We start from the raw sequence: 25,104 nt of genomic DNA, 5'->3' as shown, positions 1-25,104 counted from the left end.
GGCCCTCCCACCGCTGTCGGTGACATGTCGGTAGTTGAACAAGGAGGTGAACAGCGGCATATCGGCCGCGACCCCGCTGACCTGCTGTGCGACGGCCAGGGGTGCGTGCTCGTGCTCCAGCAGCGCCGCCAACTGGTCCCGCATCCCCTCCACCGCCACCCGCACCCCGACCGGACCCGTCCGCACACGAACCGGCAAGGTGTTGATGAACGGACCCAGCACCCGGTCAGCACCCTCACCCGCATTCATCCGACCGAACAACACCGTCCCGAACACCACATCATCCCGACCCGCCAACGACGCCAACACCCGCGCCCACACCACATGCAACACCGTGGCAGCACTCACCCCCAACCGCCGCGACACCTCCCGCAACCCCGCGACCACCTCATCACCCACCGACATCACACCCGACACCACACCACTGCCATCACCCCGCACATCCAACAGCCCATAAGGCGCCGTCGGCTCACTCACATCACCCAGCAACCCCGCGAAGAACCGCTCATGCTCCGCCCTCGGCACCGACCGCGTCTGCGCCACGAAATTCCGGAACGGCAACGCCGGAGCCAACCGCTCCACCCGCCCCGTCAAAACCGCCCGCAACTCCTGCAACACCACATCCATACCCAAGTGGTCCTGCACCAGGTGATGCATCCGCACCAACCCCAGCCAACGCCCCTCCACCACCTCCGCCACATGCAGATCCATCAACGGCGCACGCCTCAGATCCATCACCGACCCACCGGCGGCCACCAGGGCGTCCGCCCACCGCACCGGCTCGTCGGACTCCACAGCGAGGGCATGCTCGACCATCGGCAGCTCCGCGTGCCGCCACACCACCTGGACCGGCTCCCGCAGGCCCTCCCACACCACACCGGTCCGGTAGATGTCATGCCGGTTCGCCACCTGCTGCAACGCGTCCGCGAACTCATCCAGCCGAGCCCGCGACTCGAACTCCACCAGCCGTACCGTCACATAGGCGTCGGCCCCGCCTCCGGCCATCAGATGATGGAAGAACAAGCCTTCCTGCAAGGGGGCCAGCGGGTACACGTCGGCGACGTTCGCCGCACCGCCCTCGACCGAGGCCACCACCCGATCGATCTCGGCCTGCTCCAGCTCCACCAGCGGCAGCATCTCCGGGGTGATGTGCTCAGCGTCCGCCGGAATCAGATTCTCCGGCACCTCCACCGACCCGACCGCAGCCGCCCGCGCCAGCCCCGCCGGAGTCGGCGCCTCGAACAACGCCCGCACCGACACGGACACACCACGGCCCCGCAAGCGCTCCACCAACGACACCGCCCGGAGGGAGTGTCCGCCGAGCTGGAAGAAGTTGTCGTCGACCCCGACCGCGTCCAGGCCCAGCACTTCGGCAAAGACCGCGCACACGATCTCTTCACGTACCGTGGCCGGGCCACGGCCCACCCCGGTCGCGTACTCGGGCGCGGGCAGGGCCCGGCGGTCCAACTTCCCGTTGGCCGTCAGCGGCAGCTCGTCCAGCGTCACGAAGGCAGCCGGCACCATGTACTCCGGCAGCCGCGACGCCACCAGCTCCCGCAGCCCCTCCACGTCCTGGACCGACGGCACGACATACGCCACCAACGCGTCCTCACGAGCCACCACAGCCACCTGGGCGACATCCGCATGCGTCAACAGCACCGTCTCGATCTCACCGGGTTCGACACGGAACCCGCGCACCTTGACCTGCTGATCCGCCCGCCCCGCGAACACCAACTGCCCATCAGCCGTCCACCGCGCCAGGTCACCGGTCCGGTACATCCGCTGCCCCGCATCGAACGGAGACGCGACGAACCGCTCACCCGTCAACGCCGGACGATTCACATACCCGCGCGCCAGCCCGACACCGGCGACGTACAACTCACCCGTCACACCCACCGGCACCGGCTCAAGCGCCTCATCCAGCACATACACCCGAGTGTTGGCGATCGGCCGACCGAACGGCACCGGACCCGGACGACCACCATCCACCTCCCCGATCGCCGAGATCACCGTGCTCTCCGTCGGCCCATACGCATGCACCAACCGCCGACCCACAGACCAATCCCGCGCCACCACCTCACTGACCGCCTCAGAACCCACCACCATCGGACCCACATGCCCCAGATCCCCAGGCTCCAGAACCCCGAGGAGCGACGGCACCACACTGGCAGCACGGACACCCGCCAGCTCCGCCAGCCGACGAGGCTCCTCCCGCTGCCCCTCACTCGCGATCCACAGCGCAGAACCCGACGACAACGCCACAGCGACGTCCAGCACCGACGCGTCGAAACTGAACGACGCGAACTGCAACACACCCACACCCGGACCCGCACCCATCACCGGCCCGAACACCGACACCAGATTCGCCAACGAAGCATGCGAGACCGCCACACCCTTCGGCGTCCCCGTCGAACCCGACGTATAAATCACATACGCCAAGTCCCCAGAGACCCCAGGCGCGGAAGCAGACTCACCGGGCTGGTCCAGCTCCTCCGGACCCACCACCACACCCACACCCGCATCCGCGAGCATGAAATCGATACGGTCATCCGGCAACGCGGTGTCGATCGGCAGATACGCCGCCCCCGCCTTCCACACACCCAGAATTCCGGTGATCATCCCGGCGCCACGCGGCAACCTCAAGCCGACAACAGACTCCGGCCCCACCCCCCGACCCCGCAGATAATGCGCCAGCCGATTCGCCGCCGCGTCCAGATCGCCGTACGACAGCTCAGCACCCTCACTCACCACCGCCACCGCACCCGGAGCCTCAGCCACCCACCGCTCGAACAGCTCGACAACAGTGCTGCCAAGCCCCTCGGTGGACGTGTCATTCCACTCCGCCAACACGCGGGCGCGCTCGTCCGCCCCAAGGACTTCAACGGCCCTCAGGCGTACCTCCGGGCTTGCCGTCACGGTTGTCAGTACGCGCGCCCAACGTTCCGCGATCGCCTTCACCGATGCGGCGTCGAACAGATCCGCGGACGCGGTCAGCGAACCCCGTAGTCCGGCCGGTCGGCCCTCGGCGTCGAACTGTTCGCCGACGACCATCTCAAGGTCGAACTTGGCCGGGACGATCACCGGCTCGCCCAGGTTCTGCCCGCCCCGCGCGGCACGCACGTCGGCCAGGTCCAGGGCCGTACGGCGGGTGTTCTGGACGGTGAGCATCACCTGGAACAGCGGGTTGCGGCTCAGGGAGCGGGAGGGGGCGAGTTCTTCGACCAGTCGTTCGAATGGGACGTCCTGGTAGTCCATCGCGTCCAGGCTCGCGTCCCGCACCCGGCCGAGTACCTGCCGGAACTCGGGGTCCCCGGACAGGTCGGTGCGGATCACCAGGGTGTTGACGAAGAAGCCGACCAGGTCGTTGAGAGCGTCGTCCGTGCGTCCCGCGACCGCTGATCCGATGGGGATATCGGTGCCTGCGCCGAGCCGCGACAGCAGTACCGCCAGTGCGGCCTGCACCACCATGAAGAGGGTGGCGCCCTCTTCGCGGGCCAGGTCCGTCAGGCGTTGGTGCACGTCGGCGGGGACATGCAGGGGTACTCGGTGGCCACGGTGGCCGGGGGCCGCGGGGCGGGGCCGGTCCACGGGCAGGGGCAGTTCCTCCGGCGCGCCCGCCAGCGTTCGCCGCCAGTACTCCACCTGCCCGGACAGGAGGCTCTCCGAGTTCTCGGAGTCCCCGAGCAGTTGCCGCTGCCACAGGGTGTAGTCGGCGTACTGCACCGGCAGCGGCTCCCAGCCGGGGGCCTCACCGCGCAGCCGGGCCGCGTAGGCCGTCGACACATCGCGGGCGAGCGGTGCCATCGACCAGCCGTCACCGGCGATGTGATGGACCGAGAGGACCAGGAGGCCACCGCCGGTCTCGTCCTCGGGCTCGGTCAGGAAGAGCCAGGCCCGGATCGGGATCTCGGTCGACAGGTCGAAGCCGGTCCAGGCCACTTCTTCCGCCGCTCCGGCCAGTTCGGCGGCGGCGACGCGGCGTACCTGGAGTCCCCAGTCGAGGTCTTGCGGATCCAGGATGTGCTGGTAGGGCTCGTCGTCGGCGACCTTGAAGAGGGTGCGCAGGGATTCATGGCGGACGATCACGTCTCGCAGCGCGGCGCCCAGCGCGTCGATGTCCAGGTCCCCGGTGAGGGTGACGACCAGCGGCAGGTTGTAGGTGGGGGTCGGGCCCTCAAGCTGGCTCAGGAACCACAGCCGCCTCTGTGCGTACGACAACGGAATCATCGCTCGTTCTCCTTACGCATGGGACGCAACGCCGGCCGAGCCGACTTCTGAGTGCCCAACTTCGTCGCCAGCGCCGCCGGGGTCGGCGCCTCGAAGAGGGTTCGGATCTTGACTTCCACGCCGAGCCTGGCGCGGATGCGGGACAGCAGTCTGATGGCGAGCAGTGAGTGCCCGCCCAGGTCGAAGAAGTTGTCGTCCACCTGGACCGCGTCCCGTTCGAGGACCTCCGCGAACACTTCGCAGAGGACCGCTTCCTTCTCGTTGGCGGGCTCGCGTCGGGCCGTTCCGGCCGCCGACTGCCCGGGGGCGGGGAGCGCCGCGCGGTCGAGTTTTCCGCTGGCCGTCAGCGGTAGTTCGGGCAGCGGGACGACGGCTGCGGGGATCATGTGGTCCGGCAGCAGGCGGGTGAGGTGCTGCCGGAGGGCGGCGGCGTGGTCACGGTCGGGGGCGTCGTCGCCTTCGCTCGCCGTGGCGGGGACGACGTAGGCGACCAGGCGGGTGTCTCCCGGGGTGTCGGACCGGGCGATCACCGCGGCGGCGGCGACTCCGGGGTGGCTGAGCAGCGCGGCCTCGACCTCGGCGGGTTCGATGCGGAATCCGCGTACCTTCACCTGGGTGTCGGCGCGTCCGACGAAGACCAGGCGCCCGTCGGACGTCCGCTTCACCAGGTCACCGGTGCGGTACATCCGCTCGCCCGGGCTTCCGTACGGGCAGGCCAGGAACCGTTGCCCGGTGGCGGCGGGGCTGCCCACATAGCCGCGGGCCACCTGGCTGCCGGCCGCGTACAGTTCGCCGACGACGCCGATCGGTGCCGGTGCGAGTGTGTCGTCCAGTACGTATGCGCGGGTGCCGTCGAGGGGTGTGCCGATCGGTACCACGCCCGCGTCGGTCGTTTCCGTGGTGAGTGGGGTGGTGGTGATGCCGATGGTGGTCTCGGTCGGCCCGTAGTGGTTGTGGACCGCGCGGTCTCCGGCTTCCCGTAGGAGTTCGCTCACCCAGGCGGCCGGGGCGGCTTCGCCGCCGAGGACCAGGGAGCGGCCCGGCAGGATCCTTCGTACGCCGGTCGCGGCGGAGAGGGCGGTCAGGTGTGAGGGCACCGCCTTGATGTGGTCGATGCGTTGTTCGTGGAGGTATCGGGCGACGGCTTCGGCGTCCATGACCACGGCTTCTTCCAGTACGTGCAATTCGCCACCGCTCATGAGGCTGATGAACAAGACGGTGTTCCCGAGGTCGGTGATCTGTGGCTGGAGCAGGGCGTAGCGTGCTCCCGCTCCGGACCAGCCGAGTCGGGTCGACGCGGCCGTCGCGTAGTCGGTCAGTCCGCCCTGGGTGACGGCCACGCCCTTGGGTGTGCCGGTCGATCCCGAGGTGTAGATCACGTAGGCGAGCTGGGTGGGGAGGGTCGTCACCCGTGGTGGTGCGGACGAGGGTTGCCCGGTTCCGGTCGGGGGGGTTGGGCTGTCCAGGGCGAGCACCGGTACGCCGGACAGTGCTCGGGAGAGCGTGTCGGCGCGTTCACCTGTCTCCGTGCCGCCGTGTGCGGTGAGTGCCAGCCGGGTACCGCTGTCGGCCAGCATGAAGGTGATCCGTTCGGCCGGGAGGCGGGGGTCGATCGGCAGGTAGGCGGCGCCGGCCTTCCAGGTCGCGAGGATCGCGGTGATCGTCTGGAGGCCGCGCGGCAGCCACAGGCCCACCACACTCTCCGGGCCGATTCCGAGGCCGCGCAGGCGGTGGGCGAGTTCGTTCGCCGCCGTGTCGAGGTGGCCGTACGACACGCGGGTCCCGTCCACCACCAGGGCGATGGCGTCGGGGTCGGCCGCGGCCCGCTCCTGGAACTGTTCGACAACGCTTGGCCGACGGGGGGCCGTGGCCGTGCCGCTGTCCGTGAGGAGCAGTTCGCGTTCCTGCTCGCCGAGGACGTCGACCTCGTGCAGCCGCAGGTCGGGGGCCGCGGTCACGGTGTCGAGGACGCGGAGGAAGCGTCCGGCCATGCGGTCCGCGGCCGGCGCGTCGAAGAGGTCGGCCGTGACGGTCACGGTGCCGCGCAGTCCGGCGGGGCGGCCCAGGTCGTCGAAGGTCTCTCCGACCGAGACGAAGAAGTCGTAGCGGCCGGGTGCCATCGCGGAGGCGTCGGGTGCGGCGCCTTCGCCGCCGCCGCGGGCGCCGGTCAGGGTGAGGGCCGCGCGTTCGTTGTTCTGGAGGGTCAGCATCACCTGGAACAGCGGGTGCCGTCCCAATGCCCTGGAGGGGGCCAGTTCCTCCACCAGTCGCTCGAAGGGGACGTCCTGGTGGGCGAGTGCGCCGAGGCTCGTCTCCCGTACCCGGCCGAGCAGGTGCCGGAAGTCGGGGTCCCCGGACAGGTCGGTGCGGATCACGAGGGTGTTGAGGAAGAAGCCGACCAGGTCGTCCAGGGCTTCGTCGGTCCGGCCCGCGATCGGTGATCCGATGGGGATGTCGTGGCCGGCGCCCAGCCGGGACAGGGTCACGGCGAGCGCGGCCTGGAGGACCATGAAGGTGGTGACGCCTTCGGCGCGGGCGAGGTCGACAAGCCGTCCGTGGACGGTGTCCGGTACTTCCAGGGGCACCCGGTGCGCGCGTCGGCTCGCCACCGCCGGGCGGGGGCGGTCGACCGGCAGCGCGAGTTCCTCCGGGGCTCCGGCCAGGGTGCGGCGCCAGTAGTCGACCTGTGCGGAGAGCAGGCTGTCGGGGTCGGACTCGTCGCCCAGCAGTTCGCGCTGCCAGAGGGTGTAGTCGGCGTACTGCACCGGCAGCGGCTCCCAGTCGGGCGCCGCACCCCGCAGCCGGGCCTCGTAGGCCGTGGACAGGTCCCGTCCCATCGGCCTCATCGACCAGCCGTCGGTGGCGATGTGATGCACCACCACCACGAGGGTGTGCGCGTCGGGTTCGGACTGGAACAGCCAGGCGCGGATGGGCAGTTCGGCCGACAGGTCGAAGGTGTGCCCGGCGGCGCGCGCGATCTCGTCGGCGAGTGCCTCGGGCTCGGTCCGGGACACGTGCAGTTCCCAGTCCAGGTCGTGGGGGTCGAGGATGTGCTGGTACGGCTCGCTGTCGACGGCAGGGAACACGGTGCGCAGCGACTCGTGGCGGGCGATGACATCGCGCAGGGCCGCTTGGAGTGCGGGGACGTCCACGTCGCCGCTGAGCCGGACGGGTACCGGGATGTTGTACGTGGGTCCGGCTCCTTCGAGTTGGTCCAGGAACCACAGGCGTCGTTGCGCGAACGACAGCGGTACCCGCTCGGGACGTCGGGTCGCCGCCCGCAGGGAGGTGCGGGCGCGATGGGTATGCGGGTCGGTGAGGCGGGCGGCCAGGGCGGCCACGGTCGGTGCCTCGAACAGCGTGCGCAGCGGCACTTCCACGCCGAGGACGGCGCGGATCCGGGACAGCAGACGTACGGCGAGCAAGGAGTGGCCGCCGAGTTGGAAGAAGTCGTCGTCGACGCCGACCGAGTCCACGCCGAGCACCTGGGCGAAGGCGGTGCAGAGCAGCTCTTCCTGGACGGTGGCCGGTGCCCGGCCCGCGCCGGCGGTGTACTGGGGGGCGGGCAGTGCCGTGCGGTCGAGTTTGCCGTTGACGGTCAGCGGCAGTTCCGGCAGCGGGACGAACGCGGCGGGCACCATGTAGTCCGGCAGCCGGGTGGCGACCAGGTCCCGCAGTTCGGCTACGTCCACGTCCGGCGCTGTCGGAGCGTCGGCGGGGACGACGTAGGCGACCAGGGCGTCGTCACGGGCGACCACGGCGGCCTGGGTGACGGCCGGGTGGGTGAGAAGTACGGCCTGGATCTCGCCGGGCTCGACGCGGAATCCGCGCACCTTGACCTGGTCGTCGGCGCGTCCGATGAACACCAACTGCCCGTCGGACGTCCATTTCACCAGGTCTCCGGTGCGGTACATCCGCTCCCCCGGGCTGCCGTACGGGCCGGCGACGAACCGCTCTCCGGTCAGCGCGGGACGGTTCGCGTACCCTCGCGCCAACTGAACTCCGGCCAGATAGAGTTCGCCGGTCACGCCGGGTGCCACCGGGACAAGGTGGTCGTCCAGGACGTACACCTGGGTCCGGGCGACGGGAGCGCCGATGGGCACCGGGCCACCGTCGTCCTGTGCCCGGTCGCAGGCCCAGGCGGTGACGTCCACCGCGGCCTCGGTGGGACCGTAGAGATTGTGCAGGGCCACATCGGTGAACGCCGTGTGGAACCGCGCCTGTGTCTCCGGTGACAGCGCTTCGCCGCTGCACACCACGTGCCGCAGGCTGGGCAGTCGCCGCGCGCCGGAGTGCAGCAGGAACGCGTCCAGCATCGACGGCACGAAGTGCAGCACGGTGATCCGCTGCGCGCTGATGAGGTCCGCCACGTAGCCCGGATCGCGGTGTCCGCCGGGACGGGCCAGGACCAGGGTCGCGCCGGAGATCAGCGGGCAGAACAGCTCCCACACCGACACGTCGAACACGATGGGTGTCTTCTGCATCACCCGGTCGCCGGCCGCGATGCGGTAGTGGTCACGCATCCACACCAGCCGGTTGACGATGCTGTGGTGCGAGATCAGCGCGCCCTTGGGCCGGCCCGTCGACCCCGAGGTGTACAGCAGGTACGCCGGGTGTCGTCCGTCGAGGGCGGCGGGCGCCGGATCCGGGTCGCGGGGGGCGCCGGCCGCCGACAGTCGGGCGACGGTCCCCGGGTCATCGAGTACGACGGCGGGCGCCGCGTCCTCCAGGAGCAGGGCCACTCGTTCGGCCGGGTACGACGGGTCGACGGGCAGATAGGCAGCCCCGGATTTCAGCACCCCCCACAGTGCGACCATCAGCTCGACACCGCGCTCCAGGACGACCGCGACCACCGTCTCCGGGCCCGCGCCCTGGTCCCGCAGATGACGGGCGACGCGCTCGGCACGGGCGTCCAGCTCCGCGTAGGTCAGCTCGGTGTCCTCGAACACCACCGCGACCGCCTCGGGCGTCCGGCGCACCTGGGCCGCGAAGAGTTCGGGCAGCGTCGCCTGCGGCATGGGTACCGCGGTGTCGTTCCAGTCGGCGAGGATCTGCTGACGCTCCCGTGCGTCGAGGACCTCGACCGCGTGCAGCCGGACGTCCGGGGCCGCGGTCACCCTGTGCAGCATCCGCAGGAACAGGCCGGCCATCCTGGTGACGGTCGACGGCGCGAACAGGTCCGTCGATCCGGTGACGAAGCCCCGTACCCCTGCCGGACGGCCCTGGTCGTCGAAGACCTCGGACAGTGCGAGGTCCAGATCGAACCTCGCCGCGGTGGCTGTGGCGGCGGTGGACTCCGACGTCGACACCGACACCGACGCCGACACCGACACCGGCTGCGGCTGCGGCTGGGGCTGGGGGGACGGCTGCGGCTGCGGCTGGGGGGACGGCTGCGGCTGGGGGGACGGCAGTTCGTCGCCCTGCCCAGCGTTCTGCTCAGGATCCTGTTCGGTGTTCTGCAGCGTCAGCATGACCTGGAACAGCGGGTGCCGTGCCATGGACCGCGCCGGAGCCAGCTCTTCCACGAGGCGTTCGAAGGGCACGTCCTGGTGGGCCAGCGCCCCGAGGCTCGCCTCGCGTACCCGGCGCAGCACCTCACGGAACTCCGGATCGCCCGACAGGTCCGTCCGGATCACCAGCGTGTTGACGAAGAACCCGACCAGATCGTCCAGCGCCTCATCCGTACGGCCCGCCACCGCCGACCCGATCGGAATGTCCGTGCCGGCTCCGAGCCGCGACAGCAGCATCGCCAGCGTGGCCTGTACGACCATGAACACCGTGACGCCTTCGGAGCGGGCCACCTCTGTCAGCCGCTGATGCACCTCGGCCGAGGTCATCACCGGCACCCGGTGTCCGCGATGACTGCTGACCGCCGGGCGCGGCCGGTCCGTCGGCAGGGCCAGTTCCTCGGGCACGTCGGCCAGCGTCCGCCGCCAGTACGCGACCTGGACGGAGAGCAGGCTGTCCGGGTCCGTTTCCCGGCCCAGGATCTCGCGCTGCCACAGCGTGTAGTCGGCGTACTGGACCGGCAGGGGCTCCCACTCCGGAGCACGGTCCTGCCGTCGAGCCTCGTAGGCGGTCGCCAGATCGCGGCTCAGCGGACCGCGTGACCAGCCGTCGGTGGCGATGTGGTGTACGACCACCACCAGCACTCGGTCGTCCGGCGCCGTGTCGAACAGCCAGGCCCGGATGGGGAGTTCCGCTGACAGGTCGAAGGCGTAAGCGGACGCCCGGGCCACGGCGTCGGCCACGTCACCGGACGCCACTTCGGTGATCTCAAGCTCCCAGTCGAGGTCTCGGGGGGCAAGGAGGTGCTGGTACGGCTCACCGTCCGTCGCCGGGAACACCGTCCGCAGGGACTCGTGGCGGGCGATCACATCATGGAGTGCGGCGCCGAGGGCCGCGGCGTCCACGTCCTCGCTCAACCGGATCACCGTGGGCAGGTTGTACGTGGGGCTCGGTCCTTCGAGCTGGGCGAGGAACCACAGGCGTCGCTGCGCGAACGACAGCGGCACCCGCTCGGGACGTTCGGCCGCCGCCCGCAACGCCGTACGGGCCGGGGCGTCGCCCTGTTCCGCCAAGCGGGAGGCGAGAGCGGCCACGGTCGGCGCCTCGAACAAGGTCCGCAGTGAGACTTCGACGCCCAGCACGGCACGGATCCGGGACACCAGCCTCACCGCGAGCAGTGAATGTCCGCCCAGTTCGAAGAAGCCGTCGTCGGCTCCGACCGAGTCCAGCCCCAGGACATGGGCGAAGGCCGAGCTGAGGAGTTCCTCCCGCACGCCGCCGCTGCGCGCGCCGCCCGCGCTGCTCCGGTACTCGGGTGCCGGGAGTGCGTTGCGGTCGAGTTTGCCGTTGGCGGTCAGCGGGAGTTCGGGGAGTGCTACGACGGCGGCCGGGGCCATGTGCTCGGGCAGCCGCGCGGCCACGAAGTCACGTACGGCGACCGTGTCCGTGTCGGTGTCGGCGACGACGTAGGCGACGAGTCGCTTGTCGCCGGGAGTGTCCTCGCGGGCGACCACCGCAGTCCGGGTGATCTCCGGGTGGGTGAGCAGGGCGGTCTCGATCTCACCGGGCTCGATCCGGAAGCCCCGGATCTTGACCTGGTCGTCCGCACGGCCCAGGAACACCAGCTCCCCGGCAGACGTCCACCTCACCAGGTCCCCGGTACGGTACATCCGCTCACCCGTGTCGAACGGGGACGCGACGAAGCGCTCACCCGTCAACGCCGGGCGGTCGATATAGCCGCGGGCCAGTGCGGCGCCCGCCACATACAGCTCGCCGGTCACGCCGACCGGTACCGGGCTCAGCCGGTCGTCCAGGACGTAGAAACGGGTGTTGGCGATCGGCGTACCGATCGGCACCGCACCGCCCGACACCGCCTCCGGTGTGAGTTCGGCGGTCGACACACCGACGGTGGTCTCCGTCGGACCGTAGTGATTGAACACCCGACGCCCAGCCGTCTGAGCCGTCGACACCAACTCCCGCACCCAGCCCGCCGAGGCCGCCTCACCACCCAGCACCAACGACCGGGCCGGAAGCAGGCGATCGATACCCACCGCGCCGGTCAGCGCGGCCAGATGGGACGGGACGACCTTGAACGCGTCCACCGACTCCCGGTCGAGATACCCCGCCACGGCCTCGGGGTCTGTGACCGCTTCGGCGTCGAGCACGTGGAGCTGGCCGCCGGTGGTGAGGCTCGCGAACACCACCGTGTTCCCCAGGTCCGTCACCTGCGCCTGCAACAACGCATACCGCGCACCAGGCTCCGACCAGCCCAACCGCTCCGACACAGACGTGACGTAGTTCGCCAGCGCCCCTTGTGTGACACCGACCCCCTTCGGCACACCCGACGAACCCGATGTGTAGATGACGTACGCCAGCCCCGACGGATCCACCACCCCAGGCAGCGGGACAGACACCCGCTCCGGCAGCTCGTCCAACCGGACCACCGGTACACCGACCCCGCCCCCGGGCAGCTCCACCCCACCGTCCAGCACCACCACCGCCGCACCACTGTCCGCGAGCATGAACGCCGTCCGCTCCGCCGGCATCCCCGGGTCGAGCGGCAGATACGCCCCACCCGCCCGCCACACACCCAGCACCCCCGCAATCATCCCCACACCCCGGGGCAGACACAGACCCACCACCGACTCACGCCCCACACCCAACTCCCGCAAACGCCCCGCGATCCGGTCCACCTCCACACCGAGTTGCCCGTACGTCAGCTCCACGCCCTCCGCGACCACCGCCACCTCGTCCGCAGCCACCGCGACACGATCCAGGAACCGCTCAAGGACACCGGCCCCCACCCCGGCCGTCGCCGTCGCGTTCCACCGGTCGAGTACCAGCTCCCGCTCATCGGACGCGAGGACATCCACCGCACTCAGCCTCGTGTCGGGCGCCGCCGTGAGCGTCTCCACCACCCGCACGAACCACTCCGAGATCCGCCCCGCACTCGACGCCTCGAACAGATCCGCCGCCACCGTCACCGCACCCCGCAACCCCGCCGGACGCCCCTCCCCGTCGAACTCCTCCGACACGGAGACACTGAGGTCGAACCGCGCCGACACCATCGCCGTTCCATCTGTCAGCGCCCCACCAGCCCTGGCCGAGGTATCAGTCAGGTCCAGCGACACCCTGTCGGTGTTCTGCACGGTCAGCATGATCTGGAACAGGGGGTGCCGGGCGAGTGACCGTTCCGGAGCCAGTTCCTCCACCAGGCGTTCGAACGGAACGTCCTGGTGGGCGAACGCCCCGAGGCTGGCCTCCCGTACCCGGCCGAGCACCTCACGGAACTCCGGGTCCCCGGACAGATCGGTCCGGATCACCAACGTATTGACGAAGAAGCCGACCAGATCGTCCAGCGCCTCATCCGTGCGGCCCGCGATCGCCGACCCGATCGGAATGTCCTGGCCGGCCCCGATCCGCGACAGCGTGACCGCGAGCGCGGCTTGCAACACCATGAACGCCGTCACGCCTTCCGACCGGGCCAGGCCCACGAGCCCTTCGTGCGCAGCCGCCGACAACCGCAGCGGCACGGCATGGCCACGATGGCTACTGACCGTCGGACGCGGCCGGTCCGTCGGCAACGCCAGTTCCTCCGGCACTCCGGCCAGGGTGTGCCGCCAGTACTCCACATGCGCCGACAACAGGCTCTCCGGGTCGGACTCCTCGCCCAACAGCTCCCGCTGCCACAGCGCGTAGTCCGCGTACTGCACCGGCAATGGACGCCACTCGGGGGCCTCGCCGCGCAGCCGTGCCGCGTATGCCGTGGACAGATCGCGGCTCAACGGAGCCATCGACCAGCCGTCGCTCGCGATGTGATGCATCAGGACCAGCAGCAGGTACTCGTCGCGCCCTTCCGGGAACAGCCACGCCCGGATCGGAAGTTCCGTCGAGAGGTCGAAGGCGTAGCGCGATGCCTCTTCGACCGCTTCAGCCAGGTTCTCGGGCTCGACATCCACGACCTGGAGTTCCCAGTCGAGGTGCGCGGGGTCGAGAATGTGCTGATAGGGCTCGCCGTCCACGGCCGGGAACACCGTCCGCAGTGACTCATGCCGCACGAGAACGTCTCGTAGTGCCTCATTGAGTACGCCGGCGTCGACACCGCTGATCCGGATCGGTACGGGGAGGTTGTACGTGGGGCTGGGTCCTTCGAGCTGACCCAGGAACCACAGGCGCCGCTGCGCGAACGACAGGGGCACCCTCGCGGGCCGCTCGGCCACCGCGCGCAGGGAGGTACGAGCCTGCTCGGTGCCTTGAGCCAGCCGCACCGCCAACCCTGCCACCGTGGGCGCCTCGAACAGGGCCCGGACCTCGACCTCCACACCCAGCACAGCGCGGATCCGTGAGGTCAGACGAACCGCCAGCAGTGAGTGTCCGCCGAGTTGGAAGAAGTTGTCGTGCACCCCGACGGCTACGACGTCCAGCACCTCCGCGAACAGCACACAGAGGATCTCCTCCTGCACCGTGGCCGGCCCTCGGCCCGCGCCACTGGTGTACTCCGGCGCGGGCAGCGCCTTGCGGTCCAGCTTTCCGTTGGCGGTCAGCGGCAGCTCGTCCAGCGTCACGAACGCGGCGGGCACCATGTACTCCGGCAGCCGTGCCGCCACCAGCTCCCGCAGCCCGCCCACATCTTGCGCCGACGGCACGACATACGCCACCAGAGCACCCTCGCGGGCGACCACAGCGACCTGCGTCACCTCGGGGTGGGCCAGAAGCACGCTCTCGATCTCACCCGGCTCCACCCGGAACCCACGTACCTTCACCTGATCGTCCGCCCGCCCGGCGAACACCAACTGCCCGTCCGCACTCCACCGCGCCAGGTCACCGGTCCGGTACATCCGCTGCCCGGCATCGAACGGAGACGCCACAAACCGCTCACTGGTCAGTGCGGGGCGATTGGCGTATCCACGGGCCAGTCCAGCACCAGCGATGTACAGTTCCCCGGCGATACCGGTGGGAACGGGCGCAAGCGCGTCGTCCAGCACATACAACCGGGTGTTGGCGATCGGGCGGCCGAACGGCACCGGACCCGAACGGCCCCCATCCACCACCTCAGCCGCCACCATCACCGTCGCCTCGGTCGGCCCATACGTGTTCACCAACCGACGGCCCACCGACCAGTCCCGCGCCACCGCCTCACTGATCGCCTCGGCACCCACCAGCAGCGTCCCCACCTGAGCCAGATCGCCCGGCTCCAGCACCCCCAACAGTGACGGCACCACACTGGCGGCCCGCACGCCTGTCAGCTCAGCCAGCCGACGAGGCTCCTCCCGCTGCCCCTCACTCGCGATCCACAGCGAAGAGCCCGACGACAGCGCCACCGCCACATCCAGCACCGACGCGTCGAAGCTGAACGACGCGAACTGCAACACGCCCACGTCCGGACCCGCACCCATCATGGGGCCGAACACCGACACCAGATTCGCCAGCGACCCGTGCGAGACCGCCACACCCTTCGGCGTCCCCGTCGAACCCGACGTATAGATCACATACGCCAAGTCCCCAGAGACCCCAGGCGCACAAGCAGACTCACCGGGCTGGTCCAACTCCTCCGGACCCACCACCACACCCACACCCGCATCCGCGAGCATGAAATCGATACGGTCACCCGGCAACGCGGTGTCGATCGGCAGATACGCCGCCCCCGCCTTCCACACACCCAGAATCCCGGTCACCATCCCAGCGCCACGCGGCAACCTCAGGCCCACCACCGACTCCGGCCCCACCCCCCGACCCCGCAGATAGTGCGCCAGCCGATTCGCCGCCGCATCCAACTCCCCGTACGACAGCTCAGCACCCTCACTCACCACCGCCACCGCACCCGGAGCCTCAGCCACCCACCCCTCGAACAACTCGACAACAGTGCTGCCAGGACCATCGGTGGACGTGTCATTCCACTCCACCAACAGCCTGTCCCGCTCACCCGAGTCCAGGACCGGCACACCGCCGAGGGGCACATCTGCATCGGCGGCGTCCAGCGCCTTCAACAGATTCCGCGTCGTCGTCGCCAGCAGCCGTCCGACCACCACCGCGTCAATCGGGGCCACGGCCTCCACGGTGAAGCTGAGGGTGTCCGGCCCCAGGTCGTTCACCGCCACGGTCAACGGATAGTTGGTCCCGTCTCGGCGGGAGACCTGCCGGATACCAGGCATCGGCTGCTGTTCAACGTCGTCCGTGTTCTGGTCTGCGTGCCGGTAGTTGAAGAGGGCGGTGAAGAGCGGAGTGTTACCCGCGACCCCGCTGGCCTGCTGCGCGACCGCCAGGGGTGCGTGCTCATGCTCCAGCAGCGCCGCCAACTGGTCCCGCATCTGCTCCACCGCGGCCCGCACACCCACCTGACCGGCCTGTGCCCGCACCGGCAGCGTGTTGATGAACGGACCCAGCACCCGGTCAGCACCCGCACCGGCATTCATCCGCCCGAACAACACCGTCCCGAACACCACATCCTCACGCCCGGACAACACCGCCAGCACCCGCGACCACACCACATGCAACACCGTCGCCGCGCTGACGCCCAAAGCCCTTGCCGATCCCCGCAGTTCGGCCACGGTGTCGCGCGGCAGCTCGACCAGCTCCGTCGTCATGCCACTTCCGTCGCCGCGCACGTCCAGCACGCCGAAGGGCGCGGTCGGCTCGGTCACATCACCCAGCAACCCCGCGAAGAACCGCTCATGCTCCGCACGCGACACCCGCCGCGTCTGCGCCACGAAGTTCCGGAACGGCAACGCCGGAGCCAACTCCTCCACCCGACCCGAAAGCACCACCCGCAACTCACGCAACAACACATCCATGCCCAAGTGATCCTGCAACATGTGATGCATCCGCACAGCAGCCAACCACCGACCTCCCACCACCTCCGCCACATGCACATCCATCAACGGCGCACGCCCCAGATCCATCACCGTGCCCACCAGGGCCAGCAGAGCATCCGAGGGGTCGGGGTGATCCGCGTCGACCTGGTGCTCCTGGACAGACAGCGCTGCCCTCCGCAACACCACCTGTACGGGCTCCCGCAGCCCCTCCCACAGCACTCCGGTCCGGTAGATGTCGTGCCGATCCACCACCTGCTGAAGCGCCCCCACGAACTCGTCCAACCGCGCCCGTGACGCAAACTCGACCACTCGGACGGTGACATAGACGTCCGCACCGGCACCCGCCATCAGATGGTGGAAGAGCAGGCCCTCCTGCAACGGAGCCAGCGGATACACATCCGCCACATTCGCCGCACCGCCGGCGACCGAGGCCACCACCTGGTCGATCTCGACCTGCTCCAGCTCCACCAGCGGCAGCATCTCGGGGGTGAGGTGCTCGGCGTCCGCCGGGATCAGGTTCTCCGGTACCTCCACCGACCCGGCCCCGGCCGCCCGCGCGAGCCCCGCCGGAGTCGGCGCCTCGAACAGCGCCCGCACCGACACGGACACACCCCGGCCCCGCAACCGCTCCACCAACGACACCGCCAACAGCGAATGCCCACCGAGCCGGAAGAAGTTGTCCTCGACCCCGACCGCATCCAAGCCCAGCACCTCGGCGAACACCGCGCACAGGATCTCCTCCTGCACTGTCACCGGACCCCGGCCCGTACCACTCGCGTACTCGGGCGCGGGCAGCGCCTTGCGATCGAGCTTTCCGTTCACCGTCAGCGGCAGCTCATCCAGGGCCACGAACGCCGCCGGCACCATGTACTCCGGCAACCGCGACGCCACCAGCCCACGCAACCCGTCCACGTCCTGGACCGACGACACGACATACGCCACCAGCACCTCACCACGGACGACGACAGCAGCCTGAGTCACCTCCTCGTGAGTCAGCAGCACGGTCTCGACCTCACCGGGTTCGACCCGGAACCCACGCACCTTCACCTGATCATCGGCACGACCACCGAACACCAACCGCCCGTCCACAGTCCACCGCGCCAGGTCACCCGTCCGATACATCCGCCGCCCCGCATCGAACGGAGACGCCACAAACCGCTCACCCGTCAACCCCGGACGATTCACATACCCGCGCGCCAGCCCAGCCCCAGCCACATACAACTCACCCGTCACACCCACCGGCACCGGCTCAAGCGCCTCATCCAGCACATACACCCGCGTGTTGATGTTCGGCCGACCGATCGACGGCTCATCACCCGGAGCCAGCGGCTCCGACATCGACGCACACACCGTCACCTCCGTCGGACCATACGCATTCACCAGACGACGCCCCGCACCCCACCGCTCCACCAGCCTCGCGTCCAGTGCCTCACCGGCCGACACCAGCGTCGTCACCGACCCGAGGTCCCCGTCCTCCAACGCCCCCAGCACCGCAGGCGGCAACGTCACATGCGACACCCCATGACGCGCGACCAGTTCCGCCAGCCCCGCCCCAGGAACGACCTCTTCCTGCGCACCCATCACCAGCACCCCACCCGCACACAACGTCACCCACACCTCCGACACCGCCGCATCGAACCCCACCGACGCGAACTGCAACACCCGAGCATCCGGGCTCACCGCAAACCGCTCACCCTGAGCCACCACCAGATTCACCAGCCCCGCATGCGAGACCGCCACACCCTTCGGCACCCCCGTCGAACCCGACGTGTAGATGACGTACGCCAAATCACCCGCAACACCCGGCGCAGAAGCAGACTCACCCGGCTGGTCCAGCTCCTCCGGACCCACCACCACACCCACACCCGCATCCGCAAGCATGAAGTCGATGCGGTCACCCGGCAGCCCGGTGTCGATCGGCAGATACGCAGCCCCCGCCTTCCACACACCCAAAATCCCCGTCACCATCTGCGGACCACGCGGCAACCTCAGACCCACCACCGACTCCGGCCCCACCCCCCGACCCCGCAGATAATGCGCCAGCCGATTCGCCGCCGCATCCAACTCCCCGTACGACAACTCACCATCCCCACTCACCACCGCCACCGCACCCGGAACCTGAGCAGCCCGCCGCTCGAACAGCTCCACCACCGAAGCCGCCGGCACCGCCGCCGCCGTGTCATTCCACTCACCGAGCATCCGGTCGCGTTCAGCGCGGTCCACCACATCCACGGCGTGGAGAGGGGTCTCCGGAGTTTCGGTCACCGTCTCCAGGACCCGGACGAACCAGCCCGTCATACGTTCAGCGGTAGCCCTCTCAAACAGGTCTGTGGAGGCGACGAGCACTCCCCGCAGCCCGGCCGGACGGCCCTCGGTGTCAAATGCCTCCGCCAACGACACATCGAGGTCGAACCTCACCAACGACGAGGAACTGTCCAGCGGCAGACTTCCGGTGTCGACGTCAGGCAGTTCCAATACCGCGCGGTCGACGTTCTGGACCGCCAGCATGACCTGGAACAGCGGATGACGTGCGAGTGACCGCTCCGGAGCCAGTTCTTCCACCAGGCGCTCGAAGGGCACGTCCTGGTGGGCCAGCGCGCCCAGGCCGGCCTCCCGCACCCGGCCCAGCACCTCACGGAACTCCGGGTCGCCCGACAGGTCCGTCCGGATCACCAGCGTATTGACGAAGAACCCGACCAGATCGTCCAGCGCCTGATCCGTCCGGCCCGCGATCGCCGACCCGATGGGGATGTCGGTTCCGGCCCCGAGCCGGGACAACGTCACCGCCAACGCGGCCTGCAGGACCATGAACGCCGTCACGCCCTCGGCCCGTGCGAGATCCACCAGCCGCTGGTGCACCTCGGCGGAGACCCGCAGCGGCACGACATGGCCGCGATGGCTCACGACCGCGGGACGCGCACGGTCCGTCGGCAGGACGAGTTCCTCGGGTACTCCGGCCAGAGTGTGCCGCCAGTACTCCACCTGCGCCGACAGCAGGCTCTCCGGGTCGGACTGCTCGCCCAACAGCTCCCGCTGCCACAGCGCATAGTCCGCGTACTGCACCGGCAACGGACGCCACTCGGGGGCCTCGCCGCGCAGCCGCGCCGCGTACGCCGTAGACAGATCACGTCCCAGCGGGGCCATGGACCAGCCGTCCCCCGCAATGTGGTGGACCACCAGCACCAGCGCCTGTTCGCCCGAAGTCGCCTGGAACAGGCACACCCGGATCGGCACCTCGCTGGACAGGTCGAACGCGTACCGCGACGCTGTCAGCACCGCAGCGGCGAGTTCACCGGGCTCCACCTGGGTGACCTGGAGTTCCCAGTCGAGGTGTCCAGGGTCAAGGACCTGCTGATAGGGCTCGCCGTCCACGGCCGGGAACACCGTCCGCAGTGACTCATGCCGCCCGAGCACGTCTCGCAGTGCCTCGTTGAGTACGGCAGCGTCGACACCGTCGACCCGGATCGGCACAGCGAGGTTGTACGTAGGGCTGGGCCCTTCGAGCCGGCCCAGGAACCACAACCGCCGCTGCGCGAAGGACAACGGCATCCGCTCCGGACGCTCCGCAACCGCCCGCAACGGCGTACGAGCCCGGCCGCCGCCCTCGGCCATCCGGGCCGCCAGTCCCGCCACCGTCGGCGCCTCGAACAGCGCCCGGACCTCGACCTCCACACCCAGCACGGCACGGACCCGTGAAATCAGGCGGACCGCCAGCAGGGAATGCCCGCCGAGTTGGAAGAAGCCGTCGTCCACTCCCACGGATTCGACGCCCAGCACCTCGGCGAACAGCACACACAGGATCTCCTCCTGCACCGTCGCCGGGGCCCGGCCCCCACCCGTGCTGTACTCCGGCTCCGGGAGCGCCCGCCGGTCCAGCTTCCCGTTCACGGTCAACGGCAGCTCATCAAGCGGCACGAACGCCGTCGGCACCATGTACTCCGGAAGCCGCGAAGCCGCCAGCTCCCGCAGCCCCTCCACGTCCTGGACCGACGGCACGACATACGCCACCAAGGCGTCCTCACGGGCCACCACAGCAGCCTGCGTCACCTCGGCATGGGTCAGCAGCACGGTCTCGATCTCACCCGGCTCGATGCGGAATCCGCGTACCTTCACCTGATCGTCGGCACGGCCGCCGAAGACCAACTGTCCGTCCGCAGTCCACCGCGCCAGGTCACCCGTGCGGTACATCCGCCGCCCGGCGCCGAAGGGAGACGCCACGAACCGCTCACCCGTCAACCCGGGGCGACTCACATAGCCGCGGGCAAGCACCACACCGGCCACATACAGCTCACCCGTCACACCCACCGGCACCGGCTCAAGACCGTCGTCCAGTACATACAGCTGGCTGTTGGCGATCGGCCGGCCGAACGGTACCGGCCCCGGACGGTCACCAACCACCGTCTCGGCCGCGACCATCACCGTGGCCTCGGTCGGCCCGTAGGTGTTCACCAGCCGCCGACCCACCGACCACTCCCTGACCGTGGCCTCGCTGATCGCCTCGGCACCGACCAGCAGCGTCTCCACCTGGGCCAGATCCTCCGGCTCCAGCACTCCCAGCAGTGACGGCACCACGCTCGCCGCCCCGACCCCCGACAGTTCCCGCAGCCGTCGGGGCTCCTCCCGCTGCCCCTCACTCGCGATCCACAGCGCAGAACCCGACGACAGCGCCACCGCCACATCCAGCACGGACGCGTCGAAGCTGAACGACGCGAACTGCAACACACCCACACCCGGACCCGCACCCATCACCGGCCCGAACACCGACACCAGATTCGCCAGCGAGCCATGCGACACCGCCACACCCTTCGGCACCCCCGTCGAACCCGACGTATAGATCACATACGCCAGATCACCGGCGACACTCGGCGCGGAAGAGGACTCACCGGGCTGGTCCAACTCCTCCGGACCCACCACCACACCCACACCCGCATCCACCAACATGAACTCGACACGCTCGTACGGCAGTTCCGAGTCGATCGGCAGATACGCCGCCCCCGCCTTCCACACACCCAAGATCCCCGTCACCATCTGCGGACCACGCGGAAGCCTCAAGCCCACCACCGACTCCGGCCCCACACCCTGGCCCCGCAGATAGTTCGCCAAGCGATTAGCCGCCGCGTCCAACTCCCCGTACGACAGCTCAGCGCCCTCACTCACCACCGCCACCGCACCCGGAGCCTCAGCAACCCACCCCTCGAACAACTCCACCACCGACGCCTCCGACACCCCGTCGGCCGCAGTGTCATTCCACTCCACCAACAACCTGTCCCGCTCACCCGAGTCCAGGACCGGCACACCACCGAGGGTCACTTCAGCATCGGCGGCGTCCAGTGCCTCCAACAGATTCCGCGTCGTCGTCGCCAGCAGCCGTCCGACCACCACCGCGTCAATCGGCGCCACTGCCTCCACGGTGAAGCTGAGGGTGTCCGGCCCCAGGTCGTTCACCGCCACCGTCAGCGGATAGTTCGTCCGTTCCCGGACAAGAACCCTGCGGATGCCGTCGATCGACTGCTGTTCGCTCTCCGTGCTCGGGCCCTGATCTGCGTGCCGATAGTTGAAGAGGGCGGTGAAGAGCGGGATGTTGCCCGCGACCCCGCTGGCCTGCTGCGCGACCGCCAGGGGCGCGTGCTCATGCTCCAGCAGCGCCGCCAACTGGTCCCGCATCCCCTCCACCGCGGTCCGCACACCCACCTGACCGGCCTGTGCCCGCACCGGCAGCGTGTTGATGAACGGACCCAGCACCCGGTCAGCACCCGCACCGGCATTCATTCGCCCGAACAACACCGTCCCGAACACCACATCCTCACGCCCGGACAACACCGCCAGCACCCGCGACCACACCACATGCAACACCGTCGCCGGACTGACCTCCAGAGCCCGCGCCGACTCCCGCAGGCGCAGCGCCAGGTCGCTGGGGAGAGAAACCAGTTCGGTGACGACATCCGTCCCGTCACCGCGCACGTCCAGCACTCCGAGGGGCGCGGTCGGCTCGGTCACATCACCCAGCAACCCCGCGAAGAACCGCTCATGCTCCGCACGCGAGACCCGCCGCGTCTGCGCCACGAAGTTCCGGAACGGCAACGCCGGAGCCAACTCCTCCACCCGACCCGAAAGCACCACCCGCAACTCACGCAACAACACATCCATGCCCAAGTGATCCTGCAACATGTGATGCATCCGCACAGCAGCCAACCACCGACCCCCCACCACCTCCGCCACATGCACATCCATCAACGGCGCACGCCCCAGATCCATCACCGATCCGACGGAATCCACCAGGCGGGCGGGGTCGGCCGTATCGAGACTGAGTGCGTGCTCGACAACCGGCAGCACGGCCCGTCGCCACACCACCTGAACCGGCTCCCGCAGTCCTTCCCACACCACGGCCGTCCGGTAGATGTCATGGCGATCCACCACCTGCTGAAGCGCCCCCGCGAACTCGTCCAACCGGGCACGTGAGTCGAACTCCATGACCCGCGCGGTGACATAGACGTCCGCTGCTCCATCCCCGGCCATGAGGTGGTGGAAGAGCATGCCCTCCTGCAAGGGCGCGAGCGGGTACACGTCCGCGACGTTCGCCGCACCGCCCTCGACCGAGGCCACCACTCGGTCGATTTCGGCCTGCTCCAGCTCCACCAGCGGCAGCATCTCCGGCGTGATCCGCTCGGCCCCGGCCGGGATCAGGTTTTCCGGCACCTCAACCGACCCGACCGCCGCAGCCGCCCGCACCAGCCCCGCCGGAGTCGGCGCCTCGAACAGCGCCCGCACCGACACCGACACACCACGGCCCCGCAACCGCTCCACCAACGACACCGCCAACAGGGAATGCCCACCGAGTTGGAAGAAGTTGTCCTCCACGCCGACGGTGTCCAATCCCAGGACATCAGCGAACACCGCGCACAGGATCTCCTCCTGCACCGTCGCCGGCCCCCGGCCCGTACCACTGGCGTACTCGGGCGCGGGCAGCGCCTTGCGGTCCAGCTTCCCGTTCACCGTCAGCGGCAGCTCATCCAAGGTGACGAAGGCGGCCGGCACCATGTACTCGGGCAGCCGTGCCGCCACCAACTCCCGCAGCCCCTCCACGTCCTGGACCGACGGCACGACATACGCCACCAACGCGTCCTCGCGCGCCACCACCGCGACCTGATCCACCTGCGCGTGGCTCAGCAGGACGCTCTCGATCTCACCCGGCTCCACCCGGAACCCACGCACCTTGACCTGCTGATCCGCCCGCCCCGCGAACACCAACTGCCCATCAGCCGTCCACCGCGCCAGGTCACCCGTCCGATACATCCGCCGCCCGGCATCGAACGGAGACGCAACGAACCGCTCACCCGTCAACCCCGGACGACTGACGTACCCACGGGCCAGCCCCGCACCCGACACATACAGCTCACCCGGAACACCCACCGGGACCGGCGCAAGACCGTCATTCAGCACATACAGCCGAGTGTTGGCGATCGGCCGGCCGAACGGCACCGGACCCGAACGGCCCCCATCCACCACCTCAGCCGCCACCATCACCGTCGCCTCGGTCGGCCCGTACGTGTTCACCAACCGACGGCCCACCGACCAGTCCCGCGCCACCGCCTCACTGATCGCCTCGGCACCCACCAGCAGCGTCTCCACCTGAGCCAGATCCTCCGGCTCCAGAACCCCGAGCAGCGACGGCACCACACTGGCAGCCCGGACACCTGTCAGCTCAGCCAGCCGACGAGGCTCCTCCCGCTGCTCTTCACTCGCGATCCACAGCGCAGAGCCCGACGACAACGCCACCGCCACATCCAGCACCGACGCGTCGAAACTAAACGACGCGAACTGCAACACACCCACGTCCGGACCCGCACCCATCACCGGCCCGAACACCGACACCAGATTCGCCAGCGAACCGTGCGAGACCGCCACACCCTTCGGCACCCCCGTCGAACCCGAGGTGTAGATGACGTACGCCAGATCACCGGCGACACCCGGCGCGGAAGACGGCTCACCGGGCTGGTCCAGCTCCTCCGGGCCCACCACCACACCCACACCCGCATCCGCAAGCATGAAATCGATACGGTCACCCGGCAGCCCGGTGTCGATCGGCAGATACGCAGCCCCCGCCTTCCACACACCCAGAATCCCGGTCACCATCCCGGCGCCACGCGGCAACCTCAGGCCCACCACCGACTCCGGCCCAACACCCTGCCCCCGCAGATAGTGCGCCAGCCGATTCGCCGCCGCGTCCAGATCGCCGTACGACAACTCGGTGCCTTCACTGACGACCGCCACCGCACCCGGAGCCGAGGTAACCCACCCCTCGAACAGCTCCACCACCGAAGCCGCCGGCGCCAGCGCTGCCGTGTCGTTCCACCGCTCAAGAACCAGTCCACGTTCGTCCGCGTCCAGCACATCCACGGCGCGCAGGCGAATGTCAGGTGTCGTGGTCGCCGTTTCCAGCACCCGGCCGAACCACTGCGTCAGACGCTCGGCGGTGGTCATTTCGAACAGGTCCGCCGACGCGATCAGCGCGCCTCGCAGCCCGGTGGGACGGCCCTCGGCGTCGTAGGTCTCGGTG

The 25,104-nt window shown here is 69.4% G+C and carries 2 protein-coding genes (both cut by a window edge); both read right to left on the bottom strand.

The window, feature by feature from the left end:
* Nucleotides 1–4,227, bottom strand: part of the annotated coding region (locus ACIQNG_RS10455; RefSeq protein WP_401483851.1) for an amino acid adenylation domain-containing protein (this coding region is incomplete at its 3' end). Its footprint begins 13,001 nt before the window's first position; 4,227 of its 17,228 annotated nt are in view.
* A protein-coding gene (locus ACIQNG_RS10450; RefSeq protein ID WP_401483849.1) for a non-ribosomal peptide synthase/polyketide synthase crosses the window boundary here: on the bottom strand, nt 4,224–25,104 show its 3' portion. Its footprint extends 20,381 nt past the window's final position; 20,881 of the gene's 41,262 nt are visible here — the last part of the coding sequence; the start codon falls outside the window, past its right edge; its stop codon occupies nt 4,224–4,226. The genes ACIQNG_RS10450 and ACIQNG_RS10455, both read right to left, overlap by 4 nt.

It is taken from the genome of Streptomyces sp. NPDC091377 (genome assembly GCF_044757045.1).
In the GTDB taxonomy this organism is placed as follows: Bacteria; Actinomycetota; Actinomycetes; order Streptomycetales; family Streptomycetaceae; genus Streptomyces.
This window is presented reverse-complemented; position numbering and strand designations above follow the sequence as displayed.